The sequence below is a fragment of the Desulfovibrio ferrophilus genome (genome assembly GCF_003966735.1).
Lineage (GTDB): Bacteria > Desulfobacterota > Desulfovibrionia > Desulfovibrionales > Desulfovibrionaceae > Desulfovibrio_Q > Desulfovibrio_Q ferrophilus.
Genome location: NZ_AP017378.1, coordinates 682878 through 697944 on the forward strand (window position 1 = coordinate 682878; position 15067 = coordinate 697944).

Consider the following 15067-nt stretch of genomic DNA (forward strand, 5'->3'; position numbering starts at 1 on the left):
AAGGAGCCCGCATGAGTAAAATCCTTGTTATAGATGACGAGAAACCCACTCTGTCAATGTTTCAGTTGTTTCTTGGAGCGTATGGCTTTGAGGTATTGACCGCCCAGAGCGGCGAGGAAGGGTTGGAGGTCTTTATCGACCAAAAGCCACCCATTGTGCTGACGGATATAAAGATGCCGGGCATGGATGGCTTACAGGTCTTGAAGCGCATCAAGGAGATCGATCCGCTGACCGAGGTCATCGTGATCACCGGGCATGGTGACATGGATATTGCCATCAAGGCACTGAATCTGAACGCCACGGACTTCATCAATAAGCCAATTCAGAAAAACGATTTGGATACGGCACTCAGACGCGCCAAGGAACGTCTGCAACTCATCCAGGACAAAGAAGAGGAAGTGTACGTGCGGGATGGCGACAATGGCGTAACCATCGTTGAGGTCCGCGGTAATGTGACTTCACGCTCGGAGCCGTTTCTTGTCTCGGCCTATGATAAAGTGTCTGATGGCGGTAAGATCATTATGCATTTTGATGAAAGCTCGTCCATCAACGGTGCTGGAATCGCTGTTCTGATTCAGCTCTTGTCCGAGAGTGAGCGCCGGGGTGCTTCTGTAGCCATTGCCGGTTTGTCTGAAAATTTCCGAAAGGTGTTCGATATGGTTGGCATTACCAAATTTGCGGCCATCTATGACACTGAAGAACAGGCCATTGCCGCCCTGGAGGGCTAGAATGCGTCGCGCTATCTCGCTGGCTGTTTTTCTGGTGCTTTTTGCTGGCAGTGCAGGGGCCATGAATCTGCCCGAACCGGGGACGACTTTGCCGCGCTTTGCCATTCCCATGCCCCCGCTTGAATCCGATCAGGTTTACCTTGGGGTGCATGGCGATTCATTTGCTTTGAGTGATATTAGCGCTGATGTGATCATCCTTGAATTTTCGGGTGTCTATTGTCCCATCTGCCATCAGCAGGCCCCCGATGTGCGCAAACTTTTTAAGCGTATCCAGAGGGCCGGTCTGGGGGATCGTGTTAAATTATTCTCTGTGGCTGGTGGGGCGACCCAGATGGAGGTCGATCATGTCAGACAACAATACAATGCGGTGTATCCTATCATCCGTGACCCTGACTTTGCGGTGCACAAGGTTCTAGGTGAACCCAAAACTCCATATACCATGCTGCTCAAGTCCGATGGGACTGTGCTCTGGGCGCATCTGGGTAAAATCGCGGACTTTGGCGAGTTTTATACGATTATTCAATCCTTTCTCTAGGAGTCGAGGTGGTCAGTTCTGCGTCCAGTGATCCTTCCCGGGCTTTGGAGCAGGCCGAGCGCGTCCTTGCGGACAAGGAGCGAAAGCTCTTTCAGCTGAAGGCGTTGTACGATACCGCGCGGGAGCTGGCCACACTCTCAAGTCCCTCCCACATTCTGGATACCTTTCTGCTGATGACCATGGGACCTTTGGGGGTTTCCATGGGTTTTGCCATGTGCATGGATTCCACAGGAGGGGCACCACGATTTTCGCATCGAGGACTCACGGATGTCGATGCTTCAGCCCTTGTCTCGGGCGATGAATCCATCTCTGAGGCTCTTTTTGGACCTTCCTGTGTGAATGTTGATGGGCGAGTGGAGATCAGTACCTCAGGTCTTGATGCCTGGCCCTTTTTGCCTGATGGCGTGGCAACTCTGGTTCGCTGGTGTGGGCCGGGGGAACAGGCTGGACTTTTGGCCCTTGGGCAGCATCTTGTTGAAGGTGGTTCGACGGCTGATGATGAGGAATTTCTCTCTCGCCTGGTGGGGGTGTTGATCACCAGCCTGAGGAATGCCCTAGCCGAAGAGGCTGTGGCCCTTTTGAGTCGGAATTTAGCCGTCAAGAACGCCGAGTATGAGCAGGCGTTGGGATTGACCGTCAAAGCTCAGCGCGAGGTGGATCGTCGGGTGTTTCACCTCAATACACTTTATGAGGCGACCAACGAGCTTTCGGGCATTGTGGAAACCCGAGGCATTCTGGACACCTTTCTGTTGACCTCCATGGGGGCTTTTTCCGCACGGCAGGGAGGAATCTATCTGCATGGAGAGACTCCGCATCTGGTGATGCGCGGAGTGACGGCTGATGCCAATGCTGACGGTCTGGGAGCGGCGGAACTGGCTCGGTTTTTTGAAACCGAAAGCGAGCGGATGCCCATCCCCATGAGCGTGCGAGTGCTGACGGGCAAGAAGGTACTCGAGGGCAGGACATTCCCCTTCAAGCCGCACGTTGCCGTGGCTTTTTCGGTGGATGAGCAGACTCAGGGCATCCTGGCGTTGGGGCAATGCCTGGGCGATCAGGAACACGCTGCCGACGAACTCGATTTGCTCAAGGCACTGACCAGTAATTTTTTGGTCTTCCTGAAGAATGCCAGGTACTTTGAAGAGGTTAACGAACTTAACAAGGATCTTGTCCAACGCAATGAGGAGCTTAATCGCCTGTTGGAGGAAGTCAGCCAGTGCAAGCTCGAGCTTTCCGACGTTGAAATGGCGCGCGAGAAGATTCTGGATATCATCCGCAGGGAAACATCACGTTCTTCGCAGGTGCGACGAACGGATTTTGTGTTCATCCTGCTCGTGTCCCTGCTTGTCGGGTTGTTGTTCAACTTTTCCAATCCCAACGGTGTGAACCTGTTCCCTGAATCCTGGATCGCAGAGCCGGCTCCATTGGTGGACGTGACCCATGCACGCGAGTTGATGCTGGCCGGGGCTGTGGTCGTGGATGCGCGTCCGGCAGAGTTTTATCGCCAGTCGCACATCAAGGAGGCCGTTAACGTGCCCAGCACACTGTTCGACTTCGTGTATTCCATGCGCTTTGCTGATATTGGACTGGCGACCCCCATTATCGTCTACGGGCGTACAATGTCGCGGCGCTACGATGAAGATGTCGCCGAACTGTTCAAAAAGCGTGAGTTCAAGAGTGTCCTTGTTCTGCCTGGTGGTCTCGAGGATTGGGAAGAACGGGGGTATCCTATGGAGCGTGCGCAATGAGCCTGGTCCGCAAGCTGCTGACTCATCGCTATCTGGCCTTTGCCTTCCGCCTTTATCTGGGGGGGCTGTTCATCTATGCCAGTGTCTACAAGATTCAGTACCCTGCCGAGTTTGCGGAAGTCATAGCCGGGTATCAGGTCGTTCCTTTCTGGCTGGTGAATACCATGGCTGTCTTCATGCCGTGGATTGAGCTAGTGACTGGACTGCTGCTGGTGGCAGGGGTGCGCAGCAAATCCGCAATATTGGCTATTGGCGTGATGCTTATCATGTTCACCCTGGCTCTTGGATATGTGATTATAGCTGAGATTCCAATTGGTTGCGGATGTTTTACCAGCCTGGAAGATGAAGTTTCGTGGAAGACCGTGGTCCGGGATTTGACGTGGCTCGCAATGGCCGTACACGTTTTCTTTTTTGATAATGTCTTCCATCTGGAGAATCGATATTCTTGGAAGGTCGAGGAGTTATAGGAATGATGAATCTTCGCAACTTGTGCGCGGTGATCGTGATTGCTCTTTTGCTTGGTTGCGCTCAGGCACCTGACATCCCGGGCCTCTATCATGCCCAAAATGGTGATGCCGTTGTCCGTCTGACTTTGGGGGAAGATGGCAAGGGCTTGTGGTCCACCGAGGATGATGACGTGCCTCTGACCTGGGAGATCAAGAAAGGAGAGGTCTGGCTGCATACCAAGAGTGGGGGGGTATTGCCCGGTAAAATTGGTGATGATGGTGTTATCCGGCTGGAGTTACCCAGTGTGGGGAATCTTGAGTTCCGGCAGGTTCGGTAATCCAAACCCGCTGGACTTCCAGTAATCTGAGCGCTACACCCTGCCCATGACTACGGACCGTACCACACTCCCTATTGGTGTTTTTGATTCTGGCGTTGGCGGCTTGACCGTCCTGAAGGCCCTACGTGAACGCCTGCCCCATGAAGACTTCCTGTATCTGGGTGATACTGCCCGTTTGCCTTATGGCACCAAGAGTCCGCGTTCCATTGCACGCTATGCTTTGCAATGTACTCAGGAACTCGTCGAGCGCGGGGTGAAGATGCTGGTGGTGGCTTGCAATACGGCCTCCAGCGTGGCTTTGCCGCCGCTCAATGAAGCCTATCCTGATTTGCCCGTGGTCGGTGTTGTTCGACCAGGGGCGAGAGCCGGTTGTCTGGCGACGAAGACCCGACGCATCGCCGTGTTGGCTACCGAGAGTACCGTACGCGGTGGGGCGTATCAGGACGCCATCCATGAGCTCTGTCCTCAGATGCAGGTTACCTCTCTGGCTTGTCCGTTGTTCGTGGCGCTGGCCGAAGAGGGCTGGACCGATGGACCCATTGTAGAGGGGGTTGCGGCTCGTTATCTGGACCCTCTGTATGCCAAGCCACCCGAAGATCGCCCCGATGTGATTGTCCTTGGTTGCACGCACTTCCCGGTGTTGGCCCCGGCCATAGCCCACGTTGCTGGGCACGGGGTGGTTGTTATCGATTCTGCCGCTACTACAGCTCAGGAAGTGTCGGAATGCCTCGTGGATGACGGTTTGAACCATCCTCGAACGGGTTCCGGTTCCGTTCGTTTCCTGGCCACTGACGACCCGCAGCGTTTTGCCCGCGTGGCAGCGACTTTTCTGGGGGACCACCTGACTCCGGGTGACGTGACTATCATCGATCTGTAGTCTTTCTTCCCTGCGCGCGACCAAGAAAATTCCCAATCAATGGAAAGGGGATACGTTTGTGGTTGTCGTTTCCACTGACCTCCTGTGCATATAAAAAAGCGCCGCAACCGTGTGTGATCGGCTGCGGCGCAGGGAGTTGTGGGAGTGCAATTGGGAAGCCTCTCCCGTGACGGCTCCGACTGAGGTGGCAAGAGGGGGGGGATGCCGTCGGTGCCGTCGACAGCCGTTCTTATATCCTACTAGTTTAGTAGGCAAGAGCTTTTTCCTGGTCAACGTCTGGCACCTGCTGTCTGACGGAAATGGAGAGTTGTGTTGGAGACAAAAAAGGAGCCGCGGCCCGGGGGAGTCATCCGGGCCGCGGCGTTTTGAGAGTTAATGGGAGGTGTTTATGTCAGGTTCCTCAGGGGGTTGAGGAACTTGGCCATCATGCGGCGTCTACCCATGGTAGGCGTGCTCGGGCTCGCGTCGGCGGCCATGAACTCATGGTAGAGTTTCGGGTCTTCCTCGGCGAGGTAGATGACATTCACATCGTCGGTATCGACCAGATGCGCTTTAGGATAGCTTTTCTTGACCTTGGCCAGTTGTTTTTCGGCCAGGGCCAGCATCTCATCACGATCACCGAAGTTCATGGCTCCGGTGGGACAGATCGAAACACACGCAGGCTTCATGCCGTTGTGGACACGATCGATGCACATGTCACATTTGGACAAGAGACCGGTCTCTTTGTCGATGCGCGGGATGTCATAAGGACAGGCCTCGCGGACTTCCTGTTTCTCGTCATCGGACAAGGTTTCGGTCAATCCGGTGAACAGGACCGCTCCGGTGGTTTCATCGCGCAGAATGGCCTGTTCGTTATAGCCATCAGCAACTTCCTTGCAAGGCGCGATAATGCAGTGTCTGCACTGCTCGGGGAAGAACAGCCATTTCAGCTTTCCGCCCACCTCGACCTCGCTGAAGCGCACGAGTTTATAGGTGATGAAGGACAGATCCGCGGGGTTCTGATGGGACCCGAAGTTGTGGGTCTTTTCAGCCGGCAGATCGTGCCATTGCTTGCAGGCCACTTGGCAACCACGGCAAGCCGTGCAACGCGTCAGGTCGATGAAGAAGGTTTTATCCATGGTATTTCCTCCTTACGCCTTTCTGACGTTGACCATGAAGGCCTTGGTTTCGGGGATGCCGGTATTGGGGTCACCGACAGACGGGGACAGCAGGTTTGCCGCATCGCCGCCATCCTTGGGGAAGACCCAGCCAAAGTGCCAGGGGATACCCACTTGGTGTACTGTGTTGCCCATGACCTTGAAGGGCTTGATGCGCTTGGTGACGATGGCAATGGCCCACAGTTCGCCGCGAGCGCTTTCCACCATGACCTTTTCGCCATTCTTGATGCCGCGCGCCTTGGCCAGCTCTTCGCTCATTTCGCAGAACATCTGCGGTTCGGCTTCGAGCAGCCAGGGAGTGTTGCGGGTCATGACACCGGACTGCCAATGCTCGGTCACACGGTAGGTGGAGCATACGAACGGGTACTTGGGATCACAGACCGCCTTGTACTCGCTGGAGAACTGCACTGCCGTGGGGTTGTTGAGCTGTTTGGAGAACGGGTGGTTCGGAACCGGGCACTCCAGAGGCTCGTAGTATTCGGGGAATGGTCCATCGGCCCTGCCGGGGCCAAAGATGTGACCATGGCCCTCTGGCTTCATGATGAAGGCATACTTGGTACCAGGCTTCCAGCCACCATCGGGAACGTCACCAATCCATTTGGCGCCGGACCACTGAATGACGGGCTTCTTGGGAGCATAGGGGCGGCCCTTCATGTCAACGGATGCACGGTTGTAGATGATGCGTCTGTTGACGGGCCAGCACCACGAGAAGTTCGGGTACAGGCCGATCATGGCCTGTTCCTTGGTCTGGGACAGGTCGCGTCTGGCGGACATGTTCCCCTTCTCGGTGTATGAGTTGCAGTACAGCCAGTTGCCGGACATGGTCGAGCCGTCGTCCTTTAAGTACGCGAAGCTCGGAACCAGTTGGCCCTTCTTGAACTGCTTGCCCTTCACCTCGGTATCGCGGGTGAAGTAACCGTTGATGAGCTTGGCCACTTCGTGAGGGCCGAACTCGCCGTGGGCGTCCTCCCAGAGGTGAGTACCCAGGCCCAGAATGGGTTCGGGGTAGGCACCGCCTTCGTGGGCGTACAACTCTTTGATCTTCTTGGTCAGCTCAAGGATGATCTCACCGTCGGGCCGGGTGTCGCCCCAGGGCTTGGGCCCTTGATAGCGCCACTGCATCCAGCGACCGGAGTTGGTGATGGAGCCTTCCTTTTCAATGGAGACTGCACAAGGCAGCATGAAGCACTCAGTCTTGATCTTCTTGGGATCCATGCCCGGTCCCTTCCAGAAGGACGCGGTTTCGTTGTCGAAGATGTTGACGTTGACCAGCCATTCCAGATTGGCCATGGCTTCGCGGGTCTTGTTGGAGTTGGCGCCACCGCAGGCCGGGTTCTGGCCCCAGGCGAAGAAGCCATCGAACGCGCCCTTGCTCATCTCTTCGAAGAGATACAGCCAGGAGTAGTTCTTTCCATTATCGACCTTGGGCAGATACTCGTAGGCCTTGTTGGGATCGGCAGAGGGGTACATGGATTTCACGAAGCTGGCCATGTACTTGGGATAGTTCTGCCACCAGGCTGCGGACATGGGGTCCTTGGCACCCTTGAGGTGCGGAGCAGCCTTTTTGGTGTTGTAGGTCTCCAGGCTGTCCAGAGAGGCCGTGGGGATTCCGAGGTAGCCGGGCAGGATGTGCCACAGCAGACAGTGGTCCGTGGACCCCTGGACGTTGGATTCACCACGCAGGGCATTGACGCCGCCACCAGCCACACCGATGTTACCCAGCAGCAGCTGGATCATGGCCATGGAGCGGATGTTCTGTACGCCGACGGTATGCTGGGTCCAGCCCATGGCATACATGATGGTGGCGGACTTGTCGGGTCTACCGGTGGCCGTGTAGGCCTTGTAGACCTTCAGGATGTCCTTTCTGGGAGTACCGGTGATCTTTTCCACCTTGTCCAGAGTGTAACGGCTGAAGTGTTTCTTCATCAGCTGGTAGACACAGCGGGGATGGGAGAGGGTGGGGTCCTTTTTGGGGATACCTTCAGACTCATACTCGAAGGCCCACTGGGACTTGTCGTATTTGGCGGTCGTGGGGTCGAAGCCGGAGAACAGCCCGTCATTGAATTTGAATTTCTTGGAAACGATGAACGAGGAGTTGGTGTAGTTGACCACGTACTCCTTGAAGATCAGATCGTTGTCCAGAATGTACTTGATCATGCCGCCCAGGAAGCCGATGTCAGAGCCCGACCGGATGGGGGCGTAGATGTCAGCCTTGGCGGAGGTTCGGGTGAACCTGGGGTCAACGTGGATGACCTTCGCGCCGTTGTCGCGCGCCCGAAGGACCCATTTGAATGAAATTGGATGGTTTTCGGCAGCGTTGCTGCCCATGATCAAAACGCAATCACTGTTCTTGATGTCGATCCAGTGATTTGTCATCGCACCGCGTCCGAACGACTCTGCCAGAGCCGCAACAGTTGCGCTGTGTCAGATACGTGCCTGGTGCTCTATGTACACCAGGCCAAGGGCTCGAAGCATGCTTTGGTAGGCCCAGCATTCTTCATTGTCGAGGGCCGCTGAACCGACGGACGCGATGCCGTCACAGCGGTTGACCATCTGCCCTTTTGCATTCTTGCGGGCAAAGGTCTTGTCGCGGGTATCCTTGACCCGCTTGGCGATACGCTCAAGAGCCCAGTCCCAGTCCTTGACTTCCCACTTATCGCTGTAGGGAGCACGGTACAGGACGTTCTTCACCCGGCGCTTGTTTTCACCGAGCTGCCAGATGGATGCGCCCTTGGCGCACAGGGAACCTTCGTTGACCGGGTGGTCGGGATCGCCTTCGACATTGATGGCCCGCAGGCTGGCTTTGTCCGTATGGACGATCAGGCCACAGCCGACGGCACAGTAACAACAGACTGATGTGGTCTGTTTGGCCCAGCGGGTCTTGAGGAGCTGGGCTCTTGCAACGGTGGGCTTCAGACTGATGCCCAGTCCACCGAATGCTGCAGCGGTGCCTGCCGCAGCGGAGAGCTTGAGAAAACCTCTACGACAAATTTTCATGCCGTGTCTCCTTGAGTTGCAGATGTGCGGTCAGCGACCGCGGATTTCGCGCGAAAGGGCCACGAGTAGCCGAAAGCCGGCCAGTCCGGGGACCTGATGGCGCCCCACCAAATCTTTGCAGCATTCGTAGAAACGAATGCACCTGAGGGCCATGGTCGCGGCCCGCAGGATAACCGGGGAGAGATCCATGCCCAGCCCGGCAAAGGGAAGTGCGGACGAAACCGCTGCCTGGGACAAATCGCCCTCCTGTGTGTTGCGCGACCCGAGGGCCGCAGGTTTTTGATTTCTATTGAATAGATAGTGAATAGAGGAACCCAATTCAAAGATAGAATACCTGCTCATGCTCTTGCACACACGCAAAAATTGTATTTATCACTTATCTTTTTGGATTTAGAAAATGAACGCTAAGTATTTGAGAATGTTGTATTATGCTTTTTTAGGCAGGATGAAGCTCTTAGGGATCGGGAAATTGGCGGGGCACAGGCTAATTGATCATGGTTTGGCACCTAAGCGCCGGGTGGGTTAGTCCTGTTCGGGAACAAAATCGCAGAGATGGTCGGCAAGAACGGATAAAAGGTCCTTGTTGCGGGAGTTGTAGCGGAACTCCAACTCCTTGAGGTAGAGCGGGAATCGCTGGGGTGTGACCCCGTGGAATTTTGCAAGGCGTGAGGAAACAAAGCGCCAGAACCCTTCGTGGTCTTTATCGATGGCAACACTGTCTCCACCCTTGATATAGTCGGCGGAAGGATGGTTGCCGGCGCAGCAGATGAGGGTGTCATAACGCTGGTAACGATCCGTGTAGACTACATTGCCCACGCGCACCGTGGCTAATTGGAAGTTCAGTTTGAAGTGCAGGATGGTCTCGATGTCAAAACCGGGAATCAGATCAACAAAGACCCATTCCTTGCGGTCCATGATGCCGAAGACCGGTGTCGGAACAGTGGTGCTTTCGATCTTTGGTTCGTTTTTGAGCATTCTGCCACTCAGGGACAGGCCCAGGGCAGAGTCCGGCCCGATCAACTGACGGGCGTCCAGCGCATGGGCCAGGATGGCGAAACGGATGGTGTTCATGGCCTTGTAGGCCGTATTGTAGGACAGCCCTAGGTCCTTGCTGGCCTGTCGGGCGGTGGTCTCGTTGGCAAACAGGTCCAGCACCCTGACCCAATTCTGGGCAGAGAGATTGCAGTTGTTGATCCAGCGGCCAGTGAAGTCGTGGAACGTGTAGCGGCAGCGGGCGCAACGGCGTCGTCCACTGTTCAGGCGATAGTTCTTACGACTCTTGCAGCGTGGGCAGAAGCGCTGGTGGTTGCTCCAGCAGTGCTTGAGCAGCCAGCGCTTGGCCGTGGCCTCGCTCTCCATGATGGAGTCGAAGTCTTCGCATTCGCTGGGCTGTTCCTTAAACACGTCAACCTCCAATGGATGACATCACCTTGTTGCAGACCTGATTGTTGATTTTCTGGCGCAGCAGCTCGTGCCCGATGGGTTTGTTTATGGCGGCCAATCGCATGACACGCAGTGCGGCTTCGGGGCCAAGCTTGGGGTGGCGCATCACCTTGCGCAGATTGAATTCCTTGTCCGAGAACAGACAGGTTCTGAGCTTGCCGTCGGAAGTGATGCGAAGCCTGTTGCAGGTGTCGCAGAAATGATTGGTGAGTGGCGAGATAAGGCCAATATGCCCCTGTCCATCCTTGATGCTGAACATCCGGGCCGGGCCGTCGGTCTCGCGGCTGCGGGGTAGCGGCTCAAGAGTCGCATACTTTGTGGCGTCTGCAAGGATTTCCGAGGATTTCCAGGTGCTGCTGCCTTTCCAGCGCGTGGCACAGCCGATGGGCATGAATTCGATGAAGCGCACATCCACTGGATGGGTACGTGCAAAGTCGAGGAATGCGGGGAGTTCATCGTCGTTGACGCCGCGTACGGCCACCACATTGATTTTGACCTTGAGACCGTAGTGCAGGCAGTCGTCGATGCCTTGCCGGACCCTGTCAAACATGTCGCGTCCGGTGATTTCCTGGAACTTGGCCGGGGACATCGTATCCAGTGAGATATTCACCCGCTTGACGCCAAGGTGCTTCAGGGCAGGGACTTTGCCCGAAAGCAGGGTGGCGTTGGTGGTGATGCGTACATCCAGGTCAGGACAGTCCTCGCGCAGCATTCCCAGAAAGGCCAGAAAGTCTCGCCGGACAAAGGGTTCGCCGCCTGTGAGGCGAAGTTTTTCCACCTTCATTTGCTGCGCTGCCTTGGCCAGGGAAAGCATTTCCTCATAGGTCAGGATATGATCATGGGGGATGCTCTGGAGGTCTTCGCAGGAGCGGCAGTAGAAACATCGTAGATTGCAGCGGTCCGTGACTGACAATCTCATGTAGCGGACGACGCGTCCATGTGAGTCAACGATCATTGAAGTTTCTCCGAAGCGCGGCCTTTCCTGAGGAGTGCCTTGACCAAGGCATTCAGTTCGGCAAAGGGGGCCGGTCCGTCATGGTTCTGAGCGAGGTTGCCGTCCATATCGAAGATGAGCGTCTTGGGGATGGCCTCTATGTTCATGTCATTCATTATTTGCGAGTCGCCGAGTCTTACTGGATAGGCGAATCTCTGCGCGGTGACAAACTCTGTATACATCTCGCGGTCGAAGTCCAGAGAAACTCCCAAAAGAAGGAGTTCGCTGTCCTTGAATCTGGTCCGTAATTTTTTCAGGGCTGGGAATTCACGACGGCATGGACCACACCAGGAGGCCCAGAAATTGATGACCACCACACGGCCCTGTTCTTTGGCGACAAGTTCCTTGAGGGCTTTGGCGCTCAGGGGGGCATCGGCACTTTCAGCGTGAGCAGAGGAGAGGAAAAGCAGTGACAACAGCATGGCTGCGACTGCGATGAAGGTTTTGTATCGGGAGAATATGTTCAAGCTGTTTCTCGTCCTTCGACCTGCCTGAGCATGGCAAGGTCTGCGGGGAAATTGATGTTGAAGAAGGGGCTGGCCTCATGCTGTGAATAGGGCACGTGGTGCCGCACGGCAGGAGGGAGCGCTGCTGAGAGTTTGTAGAGCCCCTGTCTGCCCGCCTCGTGGAGCAGGGCGGCCGCCTGGGGTTCATAAATGGAAACCAGGGCTTCGATCCACCCCGTCTCCTGCTGCAGGAAAGTCGTCATGACGGCATTGGCCGGGCGCTGCTTGCGGGCGGTGACCAGTCTGGCCACGGTGGTTTCGTCGAGCATGGGCAGGTCACAGGCCAGCACGAGCAGCGGTTTGTTCAGTCGGGTTAAACCGGTGAGAATGCCACCCAGTGGTCCCATGCCGGGTTCGTCATCCTGCATCCATGGCAGGTTGACCCCCAGCGTTTGCGGATCGCGGCCTGAAATCCAGATCTGGTCGCAGAATTTTGAGGCCAGGGACACGGTTCTGGTCAGCAGGGTTTCGCCGGAATAGGGCAGGATTACTTTGTCCCGTCCAAGACGAGTACTTTTGCCACCAGCGAGAACGTATCCGATCAGCCCTTTGCTCATGCAGCCTCCTTAGGATCCTGAATACGTCCTTCGGGGTCGTTGAAAACCGTGAAACGGCCGGGGCGTGCGAACCCTACCAGAGTCATCTCGGCCTTTTGGGCCACATCGAGACCTGTGGTCGTGACTGCTGCCCGGCTGATGACAGCTTTGAAGCCAGCACGTGCGATTTTGTCAGCCAGTGATGCTGTGGCTCGGGCGGAGATGAACAGGGTCAACTCCGCAGGGTGTTCACCAGCTGTGAACATGCGCGCGGCTATCCTGTCGATACAGTTGTGACGACCGATATCTTCGACGGTGTCAATGAACTGCTCACGGCGGGGGCAGTAAACGGCCATGCGGTGAAAACAACCGGTGGCATCCCAACGTCCTCCGTCAGTCACGAATTCTTCCATGCGGGTCAGGATTTCATCGGCCTCCAGAGGGCGTTGCCTTGCGGCGGCAGGCCGCCCGGGGGCATCTGCTGGGATCAGGGAAAATTCCATTCCCGAGGTCTGTTGCAGGATTGGTATTTGCCCCTGTGAGCATAACTCGATCATTGCATGTCCCAATGCGAGGTCTGTCAGGTCCGTGGGGTAGGCCCAGAGTTGGACAGGTTCCGAGGCAGGCCAGAGCAAAGTGACACGGACCTCCGGGGTCACGGTGTCGGTATAGTCGCGCCAGGCGCCGCTCTCAAACCGTCGACATTTGGCCGTGGCCAGGCCATCGGCCGGCAGGGATGATGTGCTGGTCTTTGGCATGGTGGTCTCCTAAAAACCCAGTCCGGACAGGGTTGGGCGGGAGTACCCCTCGTTTCCAGCCAGGATATCCAGGCTCAGGGATTCGAGATCATCGATCAGTGGTAGCGCTGCCTTGTCCAATTCGCGGAAGTCTGCTGACTTGATGTACATCTTGCAGGATTCGCAAACCTCGACCCGGTACCCTGTTTCATCGTCAGCGCTGAAATAGGCCAGTTTTTGTGCATCGGTTTCGCCACAGAAGGCGCAGGCCATGCGAGGGACGCGGTAACTCGTCGAGCAGAACGAGCAGTTTACGTAACGGAAGCCTGATTTCTCGCGCAATTCGCCCATGAGAGGCAGGCTGGCGCAGATGGGGCAATGACCATGCGACCAGACCATTTGTGAGTCGTGCTTATCGTCCAGCAGGGCTGCTGCCGCACCGATGGACGGAGACAGGCTGGCCTGCACGAGGAAGGGCAAGGTGCGAGGGGCTTCGGGAGTTTTTTCTGCCATGGCTTCGAAGTAGGATTCATCACCACTCAAGTGCGCGGCAAAAGCGATATCCAGATCGAGATTGTCGCTGTTCAGGTCCTGCTCGATGAGTTGTCCTGCCTTGCCAAGGCCGTCTTCCCGTACCGTAATGAGAGCCAGAAATTCCTTGAACAGGGCCTCTGCCTGTATTCTGTCATAAGGAAACTGTTCCCTCTCAACGAGGGGGGCGCCTTGGGCGTGCTGTCCTTCCGAAGTCAGTTGCTCCTCTGAAGGTGCGTTGACCTTGGCTTCGCCTCTAGCGATGAGTTGACGACGGAAAACTGCGTCAACCAATTCCAGGAGGTCGTTGGGAATATCGCCACGCTTCTTCAATGTCTCAATACGTTTGGACAGTCGCTTGAGATCCAGGTCGGCAGAAAAGGACATGTTGGCTTCCTTGGTTACGGTGGGGACGACTTGGCAACATCCTACACCTTTTGGAATGCCATGGAAAATAGAGTCTATCATTTTCGAATGATTGTATAAAATGTGCTTCGCTGAGTGCCTGAACAGGTTTTATAGGTGTCAAATCTTGAGTATACCTTGTTTTGTGGACAGGCATTGATGAAAAGCATATTTGTTGGCACAAGTTAGTTTATGTTATTTATGGTAGAAGTGTGCATGAATAAATCCCTTTGAGGAGGAATACCGTGAAGAAAATGCTTGTGGCGACAACTGTGGCCCTGTCTTTGATCATGATGCTGGCAACCGTCGGTATGGCCAAGGACGTCTTGATGATGGCCACCACAACCAGTACTGATAATACCGGTCTGCTGGACGAGTTGGCCCCTATGTTTACTGAGGATACGGGCATTGATTTGCGCTGGACTGCTATTGGAACTGGCAAGGCCTTGGCTATGGGTCGCAATTGTGATGTGGATGTTCTTTTGGTGCACGCTCCCGGTGCGGAGAAAAAGGAAGTTGATGCCGGGAATGCAATTGATCGCACCCAGCTGATGTATAATGACTTCGTGATTATCGGGCCTGCTTCTGACCCCGCAGGTGTTAAGGGTATGGGCGTGGTCGAGGCCATGAAGACGTTCGCTGTTAAGCATGGTGTCTTCTGCAGCCGTGGTGACAACTCCGGCACCAACAAGAAGGAGCTTTCCTTGTGGAAGGCCGCCGGGATGGCAGTGCCTGAGAAGCAGGATTGGTATGTGCAGACCGGTCAGGGTATGATTGCCACCATCCGTGTTGCCGCAGAGAAGGGTGGCTATACTATGACTGACCGTGGTACCTACATCAAGTATGAGGCAAACGAGAAGGGTAACCCTGCGCTGAAGGTGTTGGTTGAGGGTGACAAGACTCTGTTTAATCAGTACAGCGCCATGGCCGTGAATCCTGCCAAGTGCCCCAAGGTCCAGTATGAGCTGGCCGGAAAGTTTATTGATTGGATGGCTTCTGCCAAAGCGCAGAAGGCTATCGCTGACTTCCGCCTGATGGGCAAGCAGTTGTTTACGCCTAACGCAGGGATGTAAAAGATGAGCTTCGGCTGTA

At 55.6% G+C, this 15067-nt stretch carries 16 protein-coding genes; 7 read left to right on the forward strand and 9 right to left on the reverse strand.

Annotation, left to right across the window (positions count from 1 at the left end):
- Positions 1 to 11 precede the first annotated feature (11 nt).
- From EL361_RS03145 to murI, 6 genes are read left to right on the forward strand one after another with little or no spacing between them, the layout of a single operon-like run.
- Positions 12 to 728, forward strand: a complete 717-nt coding sequence (locus EL361_RS03145) for a response regulator (protein ID WP_126376522.1) — start codon at positions 12 to 14, stop codon at positions 726 to 728.
- Between the two features lies 1 nt (position 729).
- A complete protein-coding gene (locus EL361_RS03150) occupies positions 730 to 1263 on the forward strand; it encodes a peroxiredoxin family protein (RefSeq protein ID WP_172961616.1) in 534 nt (177 codons plus the stop codon).
- 8 nt (positions 1264 to 1271) lie between these two features.
- The gene (locus EL361_RS03155) at positions 1272 to 3008 is read left to right on the forward strand and encodes a rhodanese-like domain-containing protein (RefSeq protein ID WP_126376526.1); all 1737 of its coding nucleotides are present in this window, start codon (positions 1272 to 1274) and stop codon (positions 3006 to 3008) included.
- A complete protein-coding gene (locus EL361_RS03160; RefSeq protein ID WP_126376529.1) occupies positions 3005 to 3475 on the forward strand; it encodes a MauE/DoxX family redox-associated membrane protein in 471 nt (156 codons plus the stop codon). The genes EL361_RS03155 and EL361_RS03160 overlap by 4 nt, the downstream gene beginning before the upstream one ends.
- A 2-nt stretch (positions 3476 to 3477) precedes the next feature.
- Positions 3478 to 3792 (forward strand): hypothetical protein, encoded by a 315-nt coding sequence (locus EL361_RS03165; RefSeq protein ID WP_126376531.1) that lies wholly within the window; start codon positions 3478 to 3480, stop codon positions 3790 to 3792.
- Positions 3793 to 3838: 46 nt separating this feature from the next.
- A complete protein-coding gene (gene murI / locus EL361_RS03170) occupies positions 3839 to 4669 on the forward strand; it encodes a glutamate racemase (protein ID WP_126376533.1) in 831 nt (276 codons plus the stop codon).
- 386 nt (positions 4670 to 5055) lie between these two features.
- Here the strand turns inward: murI and EL361_RS03175 are convergent, their stop codons facing one another.
- The 9 genes from EL361_RS03175 to EL361_RS03215 all read right to left on the reverse strand — a co-directional run bounded on the left by EL361_RS03175 (position 5056) and on the right by EL361_RS03215 (position 13957).
- Positions 5056 to 5787: a 4Fe-4S dicluster domain-containing protein gene (locus EL361_RS03175; protein WP_126376535.1), complete on the reverse strand. Its 732-nt coding sequence runs from the start codon at positions 5785 to 5787 to the stop codon at positions 5056 to 5058.
- A gap of 12 nt (positions 5788 to 5799) precedes the next feature.
- The gene (gene fdnG / locus EL361_RS03180; RefSeq protein ID WP_126376537.1) at positions 5800 to 8823 is read right to left on the reverse strand and encodes a formate dehydrogenase-N subunit alpha; all 3024 of its coding nucleotides are present in this window, start codon (positions 8821 to 8823) and stop codon (positions 5800 to 5802) included.
- Between the two features lie 30 nt (positions 8824 to 8853).
- A complete protein-coding gene (locus EL361_RS03185; RefSeq protein WP_126376539.1) occupies positions 8854 to 9060 on the reverse strand; it encodes a hypothetical protein in 207 nt (68 codons plus the stop codon).
- Between the two features lie 285 nt (positions 9061 to 9345).
- On the reverse strand, positions 9346 to 10227 hold the full coding sequence (locus tag EL361_RS03190) for an IS1595 family transposase (protein ID WP_232034862.1): 882 nt from the start codon (positions 10225 to 10227) through the stop codon (positions 9346 to 9348).
- A 1-nt stretch (position 10228) separates the two neighbouring features.
- Positions 10229 to 11221 (reverse strand): GTP 3',8-cyclase MoaA, encoded by a 993-nt coding sequence (moaA, locus tag EL361_RS03195; RefSeq protein ID WP_126376541.1) that lies wholly within the window; start codon positions 11219 to 11221, stop codon positions 10229 to 10231.
- Positions 11218 to 11727, reverse strand: coding sequence for a TlpA family protein disulfide reductase (locus EL361_RS03200; protein ID WP_126376543.1), 510 nt, complete (start codon positions 11725 to 11727; stop codon positions 11218 to 11220). Before EL361_RS03200 ends, moaA begins: the two co-directional genes overlap by 4 nt.
- Entirely contained in the window at positions 11724 to 12323 is a 600-nt protein-coding gene (mobA, locus tag EL361_RS03205) for a molybdenum cofactor guanylyltransferase (protein WP_126376545.1), read from the reverse strand. The genes EL361_RS03200 and mobA overlap by 4 nt, the downstream gene beginning before the upstream one ends.
- Positions 12320 to 13060, reverse strand: coding sequence for a formate dehydrogenase accessory sulfurtransferase FdhD (locus EL361_RS03210; RefSeq protein ID WP_126376547.1), 741 nt, complete (start codon positions 13058 to 13060; stop codon positions 12320 to 12322). The genes mobA and EL361_RS03210 overlap by 4 nt, the downstream gene beginning before the upstream one ends.
- Before the next feature lie 9 nt (positions 13061 to 13069).
- Positions 13070 to 13957 carry a formate dehydrogenase accessory protein FdhE gene (locus EL361_RS03215; RefSeq protein ID WP_172961617.1) on the reverse strand — a complete coding sequence of 296 codons (888 nt, stop codon included), beginning with the start codon at positions 13955 to 13957 and terminating at the stop codon, positions 13070 to 13072.
- 272 nt (positions 13958 to 14229) lie between these two features.
- On the opposite strand from EL361_RS03215, the gene EL361_RS03220 reads away from it, so the two are divergent.
- Positions 14230 to 15048, forward strand: a complete 819-nt coding sequence (locus tag EL361_RS03220; protein WP_126381261.1) for an ABC transporter substrate-binding protein — start codon at positions 14230 to 14232, stop codon at positions 15046 to 15048.
- The last annotated feature ends 19 nt before the right edge of the window (positions 15049 to 15067 follow it).

Excerpts from the sequence above, each read along its gene's own strand:
- EL361_RS03145 (WP_126376522.1), top strand. The coding sequence starts at position 12 with ATGAGTAAAATCCTTGTTATAGATGACGAGAAACCCACTCTGTCAATG.
- EL361_RS03150 (WP_172961616.1), top strand. The coding sequence starts at position 730 with ATGCGTCGCGCTATCTCGCTGGCTGTTTTTCTGGTGCTTTTTGCTGGC.
- EL361_RS03160 (WP_126376529.1), top strand. The coding sequence starts at position 3,005 with ATGAGCCTGGTCCGCAAGCTGCTGACTCATCGCTATCTGGCCTTTGCC.
- EL361_RS03165 (WP_126376531.1), top strand. The coding sequence starts at position 3,478 with ATGATGAATCTTCGCAACTTGTGCGCGGTGATCGTGATTGCTCTTTTG.
- murI (WP_126376533.1), top strand. The coding sequence starts at position 3,839 with ATGACTACGGACCGTACCACACTCCCTATTGGTGTTTTTGATTCTGGC.
- EL361_RS03175 (WP_126376535.1), bottom strand. The coding sequence starts at position 5,787 with ATGGATAAAACCTTCTTCATCGACCTGACGCGTTGCACGGCTTGCCGT.
- moaA (WP_126376541.1), bottom strand. The coding sequence starts at position 11,221 with ATGATCGTTGACTCACATGGACGCGTCGTCCGCTACATGAGATTGTCA.
- mobA (WP_126376545.1), bottom strand. The coding sequence starts at position 12,323 with ATGAGCAAAGGGCTGATCGGATACGTTCTCGCTGGTGGCAAAAGTACT.
- EL361_RS03210 (WP_126376547.1), bottom strand. The coding sequence starts at position 13,060 with ATGCCAAAGACCAGCACATCATCCCTGCCGGCCGATGGCCTGGCCACG.
- EL361_RS03215 (WP_172961617.1), bottom strand. The coding sequence starts at position 13,957 with ATGTCCTTTTCTGCCGACCTGGATCTCAAGCGACTGTCCAAACGTATT.
- EL361_RS03220 (WP_126381261.1), top strand. The coding sequence starts at position 14,230 with ATGCTTGTGGCGACAACTGTGGCCCTGTCTTTGATCATGATGCTGGCA.